General features: G+C 61.0%; 12 protein-coding genes. 5 read left to right on the top strand and 7 right to left on the bottom strand.

Annotation, left to right across the window (positions count from 1 at the left end):
* Positions 1-12: 12 nt before the first annotated feature.
* A complete protein-coding gene (locus tag Q4Q11_RS11840) occupies positions 13-783 on the bottom strand; it encodes an SDR family NAD(P)-dependent oxidoreductase (protein WP_498569592.1) in 771 nt (256 codons plus the stop codon).
* Positions 784-993: 210 nt separating this feature from the next.
* Here Q4Q11_RS11840 and Q4Q11_RS11835 point away from each other — a divergent pair, with 210 nt between their 5' ends.
* Both Q4Q11_RS11835 and glpD read left to right on the top strand, forming a co-directional pair.
* Entirely contained in the window at positions 994-1767 is a 774-nt protein-coding gene (locus Q4Q11_RS11835; RefSeq protein WP_498569591.1) for a DeoR/GlpR family DNA-binding transcription regulator, read from the top strand.
* A 114-nt stretch (positions 1768-1881) separates the two neighbouring features.
* Complete coding sequence (gene glpD / locus Q4Q11_RS11830) at positions 1882-3393, top strand: glycerol-3-phosphate dehydrogenase (RefSeq protein ID WP_498569590.1); 1512 nt, start codon at positions 1882-1884, stop codon at positions 3391-3393.
* A gap of 9 nt (positions 3394-3402) precedes the next feature.
* Here glpD and soxR read toward each other — a convergent pair whose 3' ends face one another.
* A complete protein-coding gene (gene soxR / locus Q4Q11_RS11825; protein WP_112504425.1) occupies positions 3403-3867 on the bottom strand; it encodes a redox-sensitive transcriptional activator SoxR in 465 nt (154 codons plus the stop codon).
* 74 nt (positions 3868-3941) lie between these two features.
* On the opposite strand from soxR, the gene Q4Q11_RS11820 reads away from it, so the two are divergent.
* Positions 3942-4517, top strand: a complete 576-nt coding sequence (locus tag Q4Q11_RS11820) for an NAD(P)H-dependent oxidoreductase (RefSeq protein ID WP_112504427.1) — start codon at positions 3942-3944, stop codon at positions 4515-4517.
* Positions 4518-4689: 172 nt separating this feature from the next.
* Positions 4690-5901 (top strand): acyltransferase family protein, encoded by a 1212-nt coding sequence (locus tag Q4Q11_RS11815; protein WP_498569589.1) that lies wholly within the window; start codon positions 4690-4692, stop codon positions 5899-5901.
* 127 nt (positions 5902-6028) lie between these two features.
* Here the strand turns inward: Q4Q11_RS11815 and Q4Q11_RS11810 are convergent, their stop codons facing one another.
* From Q4Q11_RS11810 to Q4Q11_RS11800, 3 genes are all read right to left on the bottom strand, one after another.
* Entirely contained in the window at positions 6029-7150 is a 1122-nt protein-coding gene (locus Q4Q11_RS11810) for a mandelate racemase/muconate lactonizing enzyme family protein (RefSeq protein WP_498569588.1), read from the bottom strand.
* Between the two features lie 76 nt (positions 7151-7226).
* The gene (locus Q4Q11_RS11805; protein WP_498569587.1) at positions 7227-8726 is read right to left on the bottom strand and encodes an aldehyde dehydrogenase; all 1500 of its coding nucleotides are present in this window, start codon (positions 8724-8726) and stop codon (positions 7227-7229) included.
* A 1-nt stretch (position 8727) separates the two neighbouring features.
* Entirely contained in the window at positions 8728-9873 is a 1146-nt protein-coding gene (locus tag Q4Q11_RS11800) for an iron-containing alcohol dehydrogenase (protein ID WP_498569586.1), read from the bottom strand.
* Positions 9874-9990: 117 nt separating this feature from the next.
* Between Q4Q11_RS11800 and Q4Q11_RS11795 the strand changes: the two genes are divergently transcribed.
* Positions 9991-10896, top strand: a complete 906-nt coding sequence (locus Q4Q11_RS11795) for a LysR substrate-binding domain-containing protein (protein WP_113215360.1) — start codon at positions 9991-9993, stop codon at positions 10894-10896.
* A gap of 332 nt (positions 10897-11228) precedes the next feature.
* On the opposite strand, the gene Q4Q11_RS11790 is transcribed toward Q4Q11_RS11795, so the two are convergent.
* Together Q4Q11_RS11790 and atpD are read right to left on the bottom strand one after the other, a co-directional pair.
* Positions 11229-11636, bottom strand: coding sequence for a F0F1 ATP synthase subunit epsilon (locus tag Q4Q11_RS11790; protein ID WP_113215361.1), 408 nt, complete (start codon positions 11634-11636; stop codon positions 11229-11231).
* 77 nt (positions 11637-11713) lie between these two features.
* Positions 11714-12832, bottom strand: a 1119-nt coding sequence (gene atpD, locus Q4Q11_RS11785; RefSeq protein ID WP_498569585.1) for a F0F1 ATP synthase subunit beta, incomplete at its 5' end; no start/stop codon positions are given.

Raw genomic sequence — 12832 nt, 5'->3', positions numbered from 1 at the left:
AGGTCCGCTTTATCAGCAGATAAGCTGACCGCCATTGATCTCGATCACTTGCCCGGTGATGTAGCCGGAAAGCGTCGGCGCCGCCAGAAAGAGATAGGCAGGCGCGCAATCTTCCGGTGTGCCGAGCCGTTGCAGCGGGATGGATTTGCGCGTCTGCTCCAGTTTCTCCCGGGACGAATAGCGCTCATGAAAGTCGGTTGCTATCGTGCCGGGCGAGACGCAGTTCACCCGAATGCCGTCAGGCGCCAGCTCGCGCGCCAGAGCCTTCGAATAGGTCGAAACGAAAGCTTTCGAAGCGGAATAGATCGCAGATCCGGGACTCCCGCCGGTCAGCGCGGAAATCGAAACCGTATTGACGATCGCAGCCTGCCCAGCCGCCCGCAGCAGCGGCAGCAGTCCCCTTGTCACCTCCATGACGGAGGTCTGATTGAGCTGAACGATCCTTTCATACTGCTCATCCGTCAGTTCGCTCGCAGGAAAACGCCCCATCATGGTGCCGGCATTGTTGACCAGGACGTCGACGCGGTCGAAACGCTCGCCCGCGGCGCTGAGGAAATCCTGCGTGCCGTTGCCGGCAGAGAAATCGCCGGCAATGAGGAATGCGCGGCGGTCCGCTTCCGCCTCCATGAGAAAATCGGGTAATTCACGACCGGCATCACGACCGACGTGGACAAGGACGTGGGCTCCGCAATCGAGAAACTGCCGCGCGACCTCCAGCCCGATGCCCCGACCTGCGCCGGTGACGACGACATTGCGATTTTCGAATAGCTTCGGATGAAACATCCATGACCTCCTCAACAACACTGGAACCGGGTGATTTTAGGTCGAATCGGTTTGAAATCCGCTCCCGCTTCAGGAAGCAAAAGCAGAACACGGCGTCGTCCGAAATTCCCCGACACTTTTCCGTATCATGCTCTATCCGCGCGCCGGTAATTGCGGAATTTTCACTTTATCATATGATGACGAAAAAACGAAAGAAAGGGAGCGAAGACCATGTTCCTGTCCGGGCGCCAGACCGAAATTCTCGACATCGCCAAGGCGGAGGGGCGCGTGCTGGTGGAGGAGCTGGCGCTGCGCTTTTCGGTCACGCCGCAAACCATCCGCAAGGATCTGAACGATCTCTGCGACGGCCGCGTGCTGTCGCGCGTGCATGGTGGCGCGATCTTTCCCGGCGGCACCGAAAATGTGAAATACGAAGCTAGGCGGTCGATCGCCGCCCCGGAAAAACAGGCGATAGGGCGCGCCGCCGCCAGCCTGATCCCCAGCAACAGTTCGCTTTTCATCAATATCGGCACAACGACGGAAGCCGTGGGCGAGGCTCTGCTCGGTCATCACGAACTGATGGTCATCACCAATAACATCAACGTAGCCAATAAGTTGCGCGTCTTTCCGTCCATCGAGGTCGTCATCGCCGGCGGTGTCGTCCGCGGCTCGGATGGCGGCATCGTCGGTGAAGCCGCCGTCGACTTCATCAAGCAGTTCAAGGTCGACTACGCCGTCATCGGCGCGTCGGCGATCGACGCCGACGGCGCGATTCTGGATTTCGATTTTCGTGAAGTGAAAGTGGCGCAGGCTATCATCGCCAACGCCCGGCATGTCATTCTCGTTGCCGACAACACAAAGTTCGAACGAACCGCTCCGGTTCGCATTGGCCATCTCTCGCAGGTTCATACGTTCGTCACGAACGAGTGCACCATCGAATCCATCCGAACCATTGCGGCAGAGCACGATGTCCATCTTGTAGAAACTTCCCGCCGTCCGGCCTGACAGCGCGTTTTCCGTCAAGAAATGTTCGTTTGACATTCGTATTCGTTTCGATCTAGATCAAATAGTTTCGATTTCTTCATCTTCATTCCATGACGGACCCTTGCGGAGGGGCGCGTGAACGAACAGGCCTACGATATTTTCGTCATCGGTGGCGGCATCAACGGCTGCGGCATCGCCCGTGACGCCGCGGGACGCGGCTACAAGGTGGCGCTTGCCGAAATGAACGATTTCGCCTCCGGCACCTCCTCCGGCGCCACCAAGCTCATCCACGGTGGGTTGCGTTATCTCGAACACTACGAATTCCGCCTCGTGCGCGAATCGCTGATGGAGCGTGAGGTGCTCTGGGCCATGGCGCCGCATATCATCTGGCCGATGCGCTTCGTCCTACCTTATCACAAGGGCGGCATCCGTCCGGCCTGGCTCATCCGCCTCGGCCTTTTCCTCTACGACCACCTTGGTGGGCGAAAGCTCCTGCCGCCGACGGCGACGCTGGACATGAAGAAGGATCCGGCCGGCAAGCCCCTGAAGGCCCTCTTCACCAAGGCGTTCGAATATTCCGACGGCTGGGTGGACGACGCCCGCATGGTGGTGCTGAACGCACGCGATGCGGCCGATCGCGGCGCGGCGGTCATGCCGCGAACGAAGGTAGTCTCGGCCCGGCGCGAAGGCGCCTTCTGGGCCATCGAAACGGAAAACACGATCAGCGGCGAAAAGCGGCAGTTCCGCTCGCGCATGCTGGTCAATGCCGCAGGTCCCTGGGTCGATCATGTTCTCTCGGAGGCGTGCGGCAAGAACCAGGTGCACAATGTCCGCCTCGTTCAGGGCAGTCATATCATCGTGCGCAAGAAGTTCGATGGTCCCCGCGCCTATTTCTTCCAGAACCCGGACAACCGCATCATCTTCGCCATCCCCTACGAGCAGGATTTCACACTGATTGGCACCACGGATCGCGACTACAAGGACGATCCGAAGGACGTGAAGATCACCGAGGGCGAAACCACCTATCTCTGCAACGCCGCCAGCGAATATTTTAGGGAGCCGGTCCGGCCCGAGGATATCGTCTGGACCTATTCTGCCGTGCGCCCGCTTTATGACGACGGCGCATCGAAGGCGCAGGAAGCCACGCGCGATTACGTGCTGAAGGTCGAAGGCGAAGAAGGCCAGGCGCCGCTGCTCAATGTCTTCGGCGGCAAGCTCACCACCTATCGCCGTCTCGGCGAACACGCGCTGGAGAAGATCGGCGAGGCCATCGGCCCTAAGGGCACGCCCTGGACCGCCAAGAGCTCACTGCCCGGCGGTGACTTTCCGGTTCGCGGCTATGATGCCGAAGTCTCCAAGCTCAAGTCGCGCTATCCCTTCCTCGCCGACCCGCATGCCCGCCGCCTCATCCGCCGCTACGGCACGCGCGCTGCCATGATCCTTGGCGACGCAAAGACGATCGCCGATCTCGGCCGGTGTTTCGGAAGCGATCTCTATGAAGCGGAAGTGCGTTACATGATCGAACAGGAATGGGCTTATAGCGCCGCCGATATCCTCTGGCGCCGCTCCAAGAAGGGCCTTTACCTTTCGAAGGAAGAAGCCGCGGCTCTCGACAGCTACATGGCCGACAGCCACGTCCACGCCTGAGCGTTCAATTCACTCTGCGGGGTCGAGCAGCCGCGGCCCCGCACCCTCTTCGGAGAGCGTATCCCATGGATTGCGCAAGGGACAGCTATCGAGCGATAGGCAGCCGCAGCCGATGCAGCTGTCCAGCTGATCGCGAAGTCCCTGCAGGCGCTTGATGCGGGCGTCGAGATCATCCTTCCATAGTTCCGAAAGCGCTTTCCAGTCGGATGCAGTCGGTGTCCGCCCCTGCGGCAGAGATTGGAGGGCCGCCTGAATCTCGGCAAGCGGAATGCCGACCCTTTGCGCCACCTTGATGACGGAGACTCGCCGCAGCACCTCGCGGGGATAGCGCCTCTGATTGCCGCGGCTGCGATGGCTCTCGATCAGGCCTTTCGCTTCATAGAAATGCAGCGCGGACACCGCCACACCACTGCGCGCCGCCACCTCGCCGACCGTCAGCAGCTTTGAGAATTGAGCCGGTTCGATTTTCCCCATGATTTCCTATTGACCTCAACCTTACTTGAGGTTTTATAACCCTGGCTCCGAACCGCGTAAAGCAGGAGCAAGACATGACAGAAAGAACCCGGCTGGCGATCATCTACGGCAGCACGCGCCCGGGCCGGCTGTGCGACCGGGTGGTCAACTGGGTCGCCCGCGAATTGGCGCACTATCCGCTTTTGGACATCGACCTGATCGATCCCCTCGAATTCGATCTGCCTTTTGAGCACAATCGCGAGCATCCCGGCGTCGCTGCCCTATCGGAGCGGCTTTCGGCTGCCGATGCCTTCATTATTGTTACGCCCGAATACAATCACAGCTTCACCGCCTCGCTGAAATTCGTGCTCGACCTCGTCTATGAGCCCTGGCATGGCAAGCCCGTTGCCTTCGTCTCCTATGGCGGCATCTCCGGCGGCCTGCGCGCTGTCGAGCAATTGCGGCTCGTCTTTGCCGAGCTGCATACCGTCACGGTGCGCGATACGGTGAGCTTCGCCAATCCCTGGGGCAGATTTGCCGAGGACGGCACGCTGGAAAATCCGCTCGATGCCAGAAAGTCGCTTGTCCTGATGATCGCGCGGCTGACCTGGTGGAGCAATGCCTTGAAGCCGGCTCGCACGACACGCCCCTACCGCTCCGTTGCTGCCTGATCTCTATCCCAACACCTCAATCCGATCCCCCGTTTCTGGCAGGTGCGGGAGATCGGTCCGACGCCCGGACCCAGGCACCACGGGTCCGGGCGTCCTGCCTTCAAGGATCGCGCTTGCCGAAACCGCCGCAATGACCTAACCCAATAGAAGGAGATCTCGGGCGGATACGGGAATGGAGAACGCGAAGCGGCTGGGAGGAGCGGATTTCATGCGCGCCGTCGCATGTCTGATGGTGCTTGTTCACCATCTCGTGCTCCGAATGAATTTCTACAAGATCCCGCCGGCCCTGGACATGACCTTCATATTGGCGCGCTTCGGCAATCACGGCGTCTCGGTCTTCTTCGTCCTCAGCGGCTTTCTGCTGGCGCGTCCCTTCTGGTCAGCATTGGATCGAGCCCAGCCCATCCCTTCTTTGAAGATCTACGCCATGCGCCGCGCGGCTCGCATCCTGCCGGGCTTCTGGTTTGCCCTGACGGTTGGCTTCCTGATCAGCTTCACAGTCTACGGTTTTGCGTTCGACGCGGAACTGGTCGGCCGCTACGTCTCCGGCTTCTTCCTGATGAGCCAATGGCATTGGCGCACTTTTTTCCCGGTACAGGGCGATGGGCCTTTATGGTCGATTCCCTTCGAGACGACCTGTTATGTTCTCCTGCCGATCGGCTTCCTGCTGCTGTTTCATACGAAGCTGAGATCGCGCTCGACACTCGTCCGCCGCCTGCTCTGGATCGGCATCATCGCAGCCTCATTGGTCGGCCATTGGCTTGTCGTGACCTATCTCCCGACGGATAGCGTCGGGCGGGGATGGCAATATGGCTTCCAGGGCGGCGCTAAGGAATGGATGCCACGCTACAATCCCATCGGCTTCTTCGCGATATTCGCGATCGGCGCGCTGGCCGCCGGCGTCCAGACCATTCTTCCGCCCCGCCGCTTGGCGATCTACGATATCATCGGAGCGCTCGCGATCGTCATGGGTGCGTGGCAGCTGCCGCAGTCGATCGGCGGCGCAGCGGAAGGCTATGCCTGGCTCGGTATTCCCTATCAATTTCCGCTGCTTCCTCTGGCGGTCGCCATCGCACTCTGCACGCTCCCGCAATCGCTGCTGCTCGCGAAACTGCTCGACAATCCCGTGAGCCGTTATGTCGCCACCGTCTCCTTCGGCGTCTACATCTGGCAGGATATCGTGCTGACCTTGATCCCGCAGCTCTTCCCCTCGTCTTTCGGCGCAGGCTCGGACGACGTGCTGGGCGGCTGGATAATTTCAAGTCTCATCGCAACCGCCATCATCTTTGCCATCGGCACGCTGAGCTATGTGCTGCTCGAACGCCCTGTCATTCAGTGGGCTCGGGCACGGGAGAACATGGTGATACGACCCGTCACCGTGTGACGTGGGACCATCGCATGCGAAGCACGTCAGCGCCGCAAGTTCCTTCTCCCCGAGGGGAGAGGGAGGACATGGCGATGACCCCGATGTGTGATGGGCAAATAGATATCGCCTCGAATTCCGAAGGCGCCTAAATACGCGTCGCCTTCAGCCGCTCCTCGTCGAGAGCGATGCCAAGGCCCGGTGCGGTGCCGAGATCCAGCCAGCCGGCTTCATGCTTGAGCGGCGACGTCATCGGATAATCGCGGCGGGCTTCGCTCCACTCCGGATTGTCATAGGGATATTCGAGCCAGGCGGCGTCGGCAACACCGGCAGTCAAATGCGCATTGGCGAGAACCCCGATGCCGTTCGTCCAGGAATGCGGCGTAAACTGCACGCCCGCCTCTCGCGCCTGATAGGCCAGCCGTCGGCAACCGGTGATGCCGCCAACCAGAGCAACATCGGGCTGGATGACATCGAAGGCACGCTCCTCGATGATATCCCGGAACTCATAGAGTTCGCGCGTCATTTCACCGCCGACGATGCGCACCGACGTTGCCTGCTTCAGTTCCTTCATGCCCTTGCGGTCGGAGCGATGTAGCGGCTCCTCCATCCAGTAGACGCCGAGCCGCTCCAGTTCCTTGGCAACAGCAAGCGCATCCTTGAAGGTCCAGGGCAAAGTCGTATCCCAGGGCATGCGCCAACCCTGATTGCAGTCGACCATCAGCTCCAGCCGATCGCCGACACGGGTGCGAATCGCTTCCAGTGCCTTGACGTCTTCGCGCCAGCCGCCACGCCCGCCCGAAGACGAGGAGAAGCGCACCTTCATGGCCGGAAAGCCCTCATCGATATAGCGCTCGGCCTGATCGGCCATGGCAGCCGGCTCCCGCAGCACGCCGGAAGAGGCATAGAGCCGCACACGGCTGGCGCGGCCGCCGAGCATCCGCCAGACCGGCTCGCCGGTGATCTTCCCGGAAAGGTCCCACAACGCCAGGTCCATCGGCCAGCAGCGGCCGTAATGGAAGTTGATGTGCGACAGGACTTCATAATGCCGTTCGACGTGCCGGGGGTCCTGTCCGATGAACAGATCCTCATGCCCCTCGAAACCCTTCATCAGGTCGCCGGAGCCGATACCTTCGCGGCCCTCATCATCCCGGACGCGCACGATGGTCGCGTCGAAATGCTTGCGCGGGCGGCCATCCCAGCTCGCCTTGAACGCTGGATCGAGCGGCAGGCGATGATGGGTAATATCGATGGAAACGATCTTGCTCATTATGGCTCCCCTTATCCTCCGGGCATGATCCCGATCAGCGTCGCCGCTTTGGACGGGATTATGCAATTCCAATATCTCAACCGAACTGCTGCCAGATCGTCTTGTAATCGCAATACTTGTCGATCGCATGCACCGAACGATCACGGCCGAAGCCGGACTGCTTGAAGCCGCCGAAGGGCGTCGCGAAGTTCGACATGTCATAAGTGTTGATCCAGACCGTACCGGCATGGATCTCCTCGGAAAAGCGGTGGGCGCGATCCATGTCCTTGGTGAAGACCGCACCGGCCAATCCGTAGATCGTGTCGTTGGCGATCTCTAGCGCTTCCTCCTCCGTATCGAAGGGGATGGCGGCGAGCACCGGCCCGAAGATTTCCTGCCGCGCCAGGCTCATATCATTGGTCATGTCGACGAAGACGCCCGGCGACACATAATAGCCGCCGGTTTCGCTCAGGACGCGCTCCGCGCCGAAGGCCCGGCGCGCGCCTTCCTTCTCACCGGCCGCGATCATCGCCAGCACCTTGTTCATGTGCTCTTCCTCGATCAGGGCGCCGATCTGCGCTGCGGGATCGAGTGGATGCTTGAGCGCGATATCGGAGCGCGTGACCGCCTCGATCTTCTCGATCAACCTGTCCTGCACCGAGCGCTGCACGATGAGCCGTGTCGAGGCATGGCAGGTCTCGCCGGAATTGTAGAAGCAGCCCCAGGCAGCCGCGACGGCGGCGGCATCGAGATCGGCATCTTCGAACACGACCAGCGGCGACTTGCCGCCGAGTTCCAGCGCCACGCGCTTGACATTCGATTGCGCCGCATAGCCCATGATCAGCTTGCCGACTTCGGTAGAGCCGGTAAAGGCGATCATGTCGACATCCATGTGCAGCGCCAGAGGCTTGCCGGTCTCCTCGCCATAGCCCGTAACAACATTGAAGACGCCAGCTGGTAAGCCGGCTTCGATCGCAAGCTCGGCGAGGCGGATCGCCGAAAGCGAGGATTGTTCGGCGGGCTTCAGCACGACGGAATTGCCCGCCGCGATCGCCGGACCAAGCTTCCAGGCATCGATGATCATCGGATAGTTCCAGGGCGTGATCGCCCCGATGACACCGAGCGGCACCTTACGGACCAAGGCCCGCGCATTCGGACCGGTCGGTGCGATCTCGTCATACATCTTGTCGATTATTTCGCCGTAGAACTGGATGCCGTCGGCGCAAAGGCGTACATCGACGCCAAGCGACGCCATGACCGGCTTGCCGACATCGATCGTCTCGAGCATGGCGAGCTCATCACCATGGGCACGAATGAGATCCGCCCATTTCAGCATGATCCTCTTCTTTTCCAGCGGCTCCTTCTTGCGCCAGACACCGCTTTCGAAGGCGGCGCGGGCGGAGGCGACCGCAGCATCGATATCGGCGGCATTGCCGCGCGCGAGCTCGGCACCGGGCTTGCCATCCATCGGCCGGATACGGATGAAGGTCTCGCCCGAAGCGGCGGCGCGATGCGAGCCATCGATGAAGTGACGACCTTCGGGCTGGAGGCCGGAGAGAACGCTTTCCCAATAGTCGCGCGTATAATTCTTGGTCATCTCAGATTCCTTTCGGCAGCGCCATGACGGCGGCGGCAAAGCGGTCGATATCGGCATCCGTCACGTCGCGGATCGTCGAGCGCCGCATGGGCTGGTTTTCGGTCGCACGCATTTCGCGGGCAAGATCGGCTGCATCATACGGCTTGAAGGCAGCCGGCAGCGCGCGCACGATGCCGCAGCGATCCATCCAGTCGGAGACAAAAGCGGGCAGCTCGGCGGCGCTCTCGACACCGCAGGCTTTGGCTGCAGCATTGAGATCTGCCGTATCCGCTTCGATGAGCCACGAAAGCGTCGCTTCGAAGCCGAGCGCGGTTGCGAGCCCATGGTGAACCGGACCGAGGCCGGCCAGCGCATGGCTGATATTGTGGGCGATCGCGGTACCGCAATTGTCGATGGCGATGCCGCCGAAGCACGAGCCGAGCAGCACATCGCCGCGAGCCGCCATGTTATCGGGCTGCTTGACCGCCGTTTCCAGCGCACCGGTCAGCAGCCGCAGCGCCTGATGCGCATAGAACTGCGCGCCGCGATGGGTGTTGCGGTTCGTCGCCGCCTCGAAGGCATGGATGAAGGCATCGAGGCCGCACCATGCCGTCAGCGTCGCGGGCAGGGTCTTCGTCAGCGCCGGATCGAGAATGACGAGATCCGCCTTTGTCTCAGGTCCCCAGATCCAGAGCTTCTTGCCCTCGGGGCCGGCGAAGATATTCGTCGCCGAAGTTTCCGATCCTGTACCGGCCGTAGTCGGGATCATGATTTTCTTCAGTGCGTTCTTTGGCAGCGGGTTGGCAGCCAGCGCATAGTGCATCGGGTCTTTACCTGAAGCGATGCAGCAGGCGACGATCTTGCCGATATCGAGCGCCGAACCGCCGCCGACGCCGATCACCATGTCGGCACCCTTCCCTGCCGCGATTGCCGCATGCAGATGCGCGAGCTTCGGCTCACCGGCAAAATCGGAGAAGACCTGCGTCTTCACGCCTGCTTCGGCAAGCTCGCCGCTGATCCGGGCGGCAAGGCCCGATTGCGCCAGGAAGGCATCGATCACAAGCAGGACGGCTCCGACGCCATCGAAAGATTTGACCGCCGCGGGAAGGCCGGAGAGAGACCTCTCACCGAAGCGAATGTCTGGAATGGCGGAAATGGAGAAGGACACGCGGGATCACCTTGGACAAGCGGCTGAAAATGATGTCACAATCCTGCATCACAATTTCAGATCTTCAAATCCGGGCAATTATCGGGAATATTGATGATCTCAGGTCATGGAGAGCCAATGCTGGAAAAAATACCGCTGGAGGCGTTCCGCGTGTTCGATGCGGCCGCGCGCGCCATGAATTTCTCCCGCGCCGGCCGCGAGCTGAACATCACCCAGGCTGCCGTCAGCCGCCGAATCAAGGGGCTGGAAGATCACCTCGGCGCGACGCTCTTTACGCGGCGCGGCCGGAACCTTGCACTGACGCCGGATGGCGAGCGGCTGTTCCAGCGCGTGCGCGCCACGCTGGAATATCTGGAAGAAAGCCTCGAACCTTTCCGCACCGGCACGGGCGAGATCATCTCGATAGCAGCAAGCGGCTCGATCTCGCATCTCTGGCTCGGCCAGCGGCTGCGGGATTTCGGCAAGGAAAGCCCCGGCATATCGGTGCGCTTGCTGACGACGGACGTCCATTCCGAACTCGCCTCGGAAAACAACGATCTCATCATCATCTATTCCACCGGCGAACATCCGCGCTGGAGCCTGACGCCGCTTTTGAATGAAGTGCTGGTCCCGGTTGCCTCGCCGGACTATCTGACTGCCCGTGGCCTCGACCCGCAAGCATTGACGGCGGTCGATATCGCCGGGCTCGACCTCATCGATTACGAACGCGCCAACGCCCACTGGATCAGCTTCCGCCAATGGTTCGGCCGCATCGGCGATCCCCTGAAAGGCAAGCTGCCGAGACCGCGCCTGTCATTCTCGACCTACATCATGGCAGTCGAAGCATCCCTGAGGGGCGAAGGCATAGCACTCGGCAGCCTCGGCCTGATTGAGGAATATCTGCAATCAGGCGCGCTCGTCACCGTGGGCAACGATCGTGTCGAAAGCGGCTTCGGATATTATCTCGGCGCTCCGCGCTTCCGCGCACTTTCTCCGGAGGCGGCGCAGCTGCATCGGTTCCTGCTGGAGGGACAACAGGATTAATGCGGCTTTGGAAGGAATCCGCTTAGCGCGTCAAGGGGCATCGTCTATGAGATCGTAACCCCTTCTCCCCTCAGGGAGAAGGTGCCGACAGGCGGATGAGGGGGTGCCCGCCAAGAGCGGGAAAATTCACGAATTCAAATCGGTAAGCCCCCTCATCCGACCCTTCGGGCCACCTTCTCCCCGAGGGGAGAAGGAACATGCACGGCCGACTTGCCTTGTGTGCGGCTGCCCCAGCTAGGTCATGACTGGCGACGTCAGCCAAGGCATGACGTCACAACAAAAAAGCGGTCCAAAGGACCGCTTTCGTCTCAACCATCACTGCGCTGACCTCATCAATCCTGCGGGATCGAGCCGCGCAGATGCGTCAGTTCCATGATGAAATGCTCGAGGCGCGACTTATGTTCGTGATGCTCGGCATCTTCGAGTTCGGCCTTGGCAGCATTGATGCGGCGATCCAGCTCGTCTCGGCTCATGTCTTCGACAGGAACAGCGGATTCGGCAAGCAGCGTGCAACCGGTCGGCAGGATATCGGCGAAACCGCCGAAAACGACGTAATCCTGCTTCTTGCCCGAAGCGGAATGCACCTTGACGACACCAGGCTTGATCGTGGTCATGGTCGGCGCATGGTTGGCCATGACCGTCATCTCGCCTTCGCTGGCCGGGATGACGACATCGATAACCTGTTCCGACAGCAGCAGACGCTCCGGAGAAACCAGTTCGAAATTGAAATTGTCAGCCATGGCCCGTCACTTCTCGATTGTCTTATTCGCAAGGCAAGGGCGCGCGGGCAATGCCGCGCGCCGATGGATTGGCCTGATCAGGCAGCCAGCTTCTTGGCCTTTTCGATCGCTTCGTCGATCGAGCCGACCATGTAGAATGCGGCTTCCGGCAGATGGTCGTATTCGCCGTTGACGAGACCCTTGAAGCCCTTGATCGTGTCTTCGAGCGCGACGAGCTTGCCCGGCGAACCGGTGAAGACTTCGGCGACGAAGAACGGCTGCGACAGGAAGCGCTCGATCTTGCGGGCGCGGGCAACAGCCAGCTTGTCGTCTTCCGAAAGTTCATCCATGCCGAGGATGGCGATGATGTCCTGCAGGGCCTTGTAGCGCTGCAGCGTCGACTGAACCTTACGGGCGATTTCGTAGTGCTCTTCGCCGACGACCAGCGGGTCGAGCATGCGCGAGGTGGAGTCGAGCGGGTCGACTGCCGGGTAGATGCCCTTTTCAGCGATAGAACGCGACAGAACCGTCGTTGCGTCCAGGTGGGCAAACGAGGTTGCCGGTGCCGGGTCGGTCAAGTCGTCGGCCGGAACGTAAATGGCCTGAACCGAGGTGATGGAGCCCGTCGTCGTCGTGGTGATGCGTTCCTGCATCTGGCCCATGTCGGTGGCGAGCGTCGGCTGATAGCCCACGGCCGAAGGAATACGGCCAAGCAGAGCCGACACTTCCGAACCTGCCTGCGTGAAGCGGAAGATGTTGTCGACGAAGAACAGTACGTCCTGGCCTTCATCGCGGAAATTTTCAGCAACGGTCAGACCGGTCAGAGCGACGCGAGCGCGGGCGCCCGGCGGTTCATTCATCTGGCCGTAAACGAGTGCTGCCTTGGAGCCTTCGCCGCCGCCGTGCTTGTTGACGCCCGATTCGATCATTTCGTGGTAGAGGTCGTTGCCTTCGCGGGTACGCTCACCCACGCCTGCGAACACCGAGTAACCACCGTGCGCCTTGGCGACGTTGTTGATCAGTTCCATGATGAGAACGGTCTTGCCGACGCCGGCGCCGCCGAACAGGCCGATCTTGCCGCCCTTTGCGTAAGGAGCAAGGAGGTCGACGACCTTGATGCCGGTGACGAGGATCTGCGCTTCCGTGGACTGCTCGACGTAGGACGGAGCATCCTGGTGGATGGCGCGCTTCTTGGCGGTGTTCAGCGGACCTGCTTC

This window comes from Rhizobium sp. UFLA01-1127 (genome assembly GCF_059803845.1).
The sequence above is the reverse complement of the archived record's forward strand: the minus strand, read 5'-3'. Positions and strand labels throughout refer to the sequence as shown.

Coding starts and splice junctions, on each gene's coding strand:
- Q4Q11_RS11820 (WP_112504427.1), top strand. CDS start 3,942: ATGACAGAAAGAACCCGGCTGGCGATCATCTACGGCAGCACGCGCCCG.
- Q4Q11_RS11840 (WP_498569592.1), bottom strand. CDS start 783: ATGTTTCATCCGAAGCTATTCGAAAATCGCAATGTCGTCGTCACCGGC.
- Q4Q11_RS11790 (WP_113215361.1), bottom strand. CDS start 11,636: ATGGCTGACAATTTCAATTTCGAACTGGTTTCTCCGGAGCGTCTGCTG.
- Q4Q11_RS11835 (WP_498569591.1), top strand. CDS start 994: ATGTTCCTGTCCGGGCGCCAGACCGAAATTCTCGACATCGCCAAGGCG.
- Q4Q11_RS11795 (WP_113215360.1), top strand. CDS start 9,991: ATGCTGGAAAAAATACCGCTGGAGGCGTTCCGCGTGTTCGATGCGGCC.
- Q4Q11_RS11810 (WP_498569588.1), bottom strand. CDS start 7,150: ATGAGCAAGATCGTTTCCATCGATATTACCCATCATCGCCTGCCGCTC.
- soxR (WP_112504425.1), bottom strand. CDS start 3,867: ATGGGGAAAATCGAACCGGCTCAATTCTCAAAGCTGCTGACGGTCGGC.
- Q4Q11_RS11805 (WP_498569587.1), bottom strand. CDS start 8,726: ATGACCAAGAATTATACGCGCGACTATTGGGAAAGCGTTCTCTCCGGC.
- Q4Q11_RS11815 (WP_498569589.1), top strand. CDS start 4,690: ATGGAGAACGCGAAGCGGCTGGGAGGAGCGGATTTCATGCGCGCCGTC.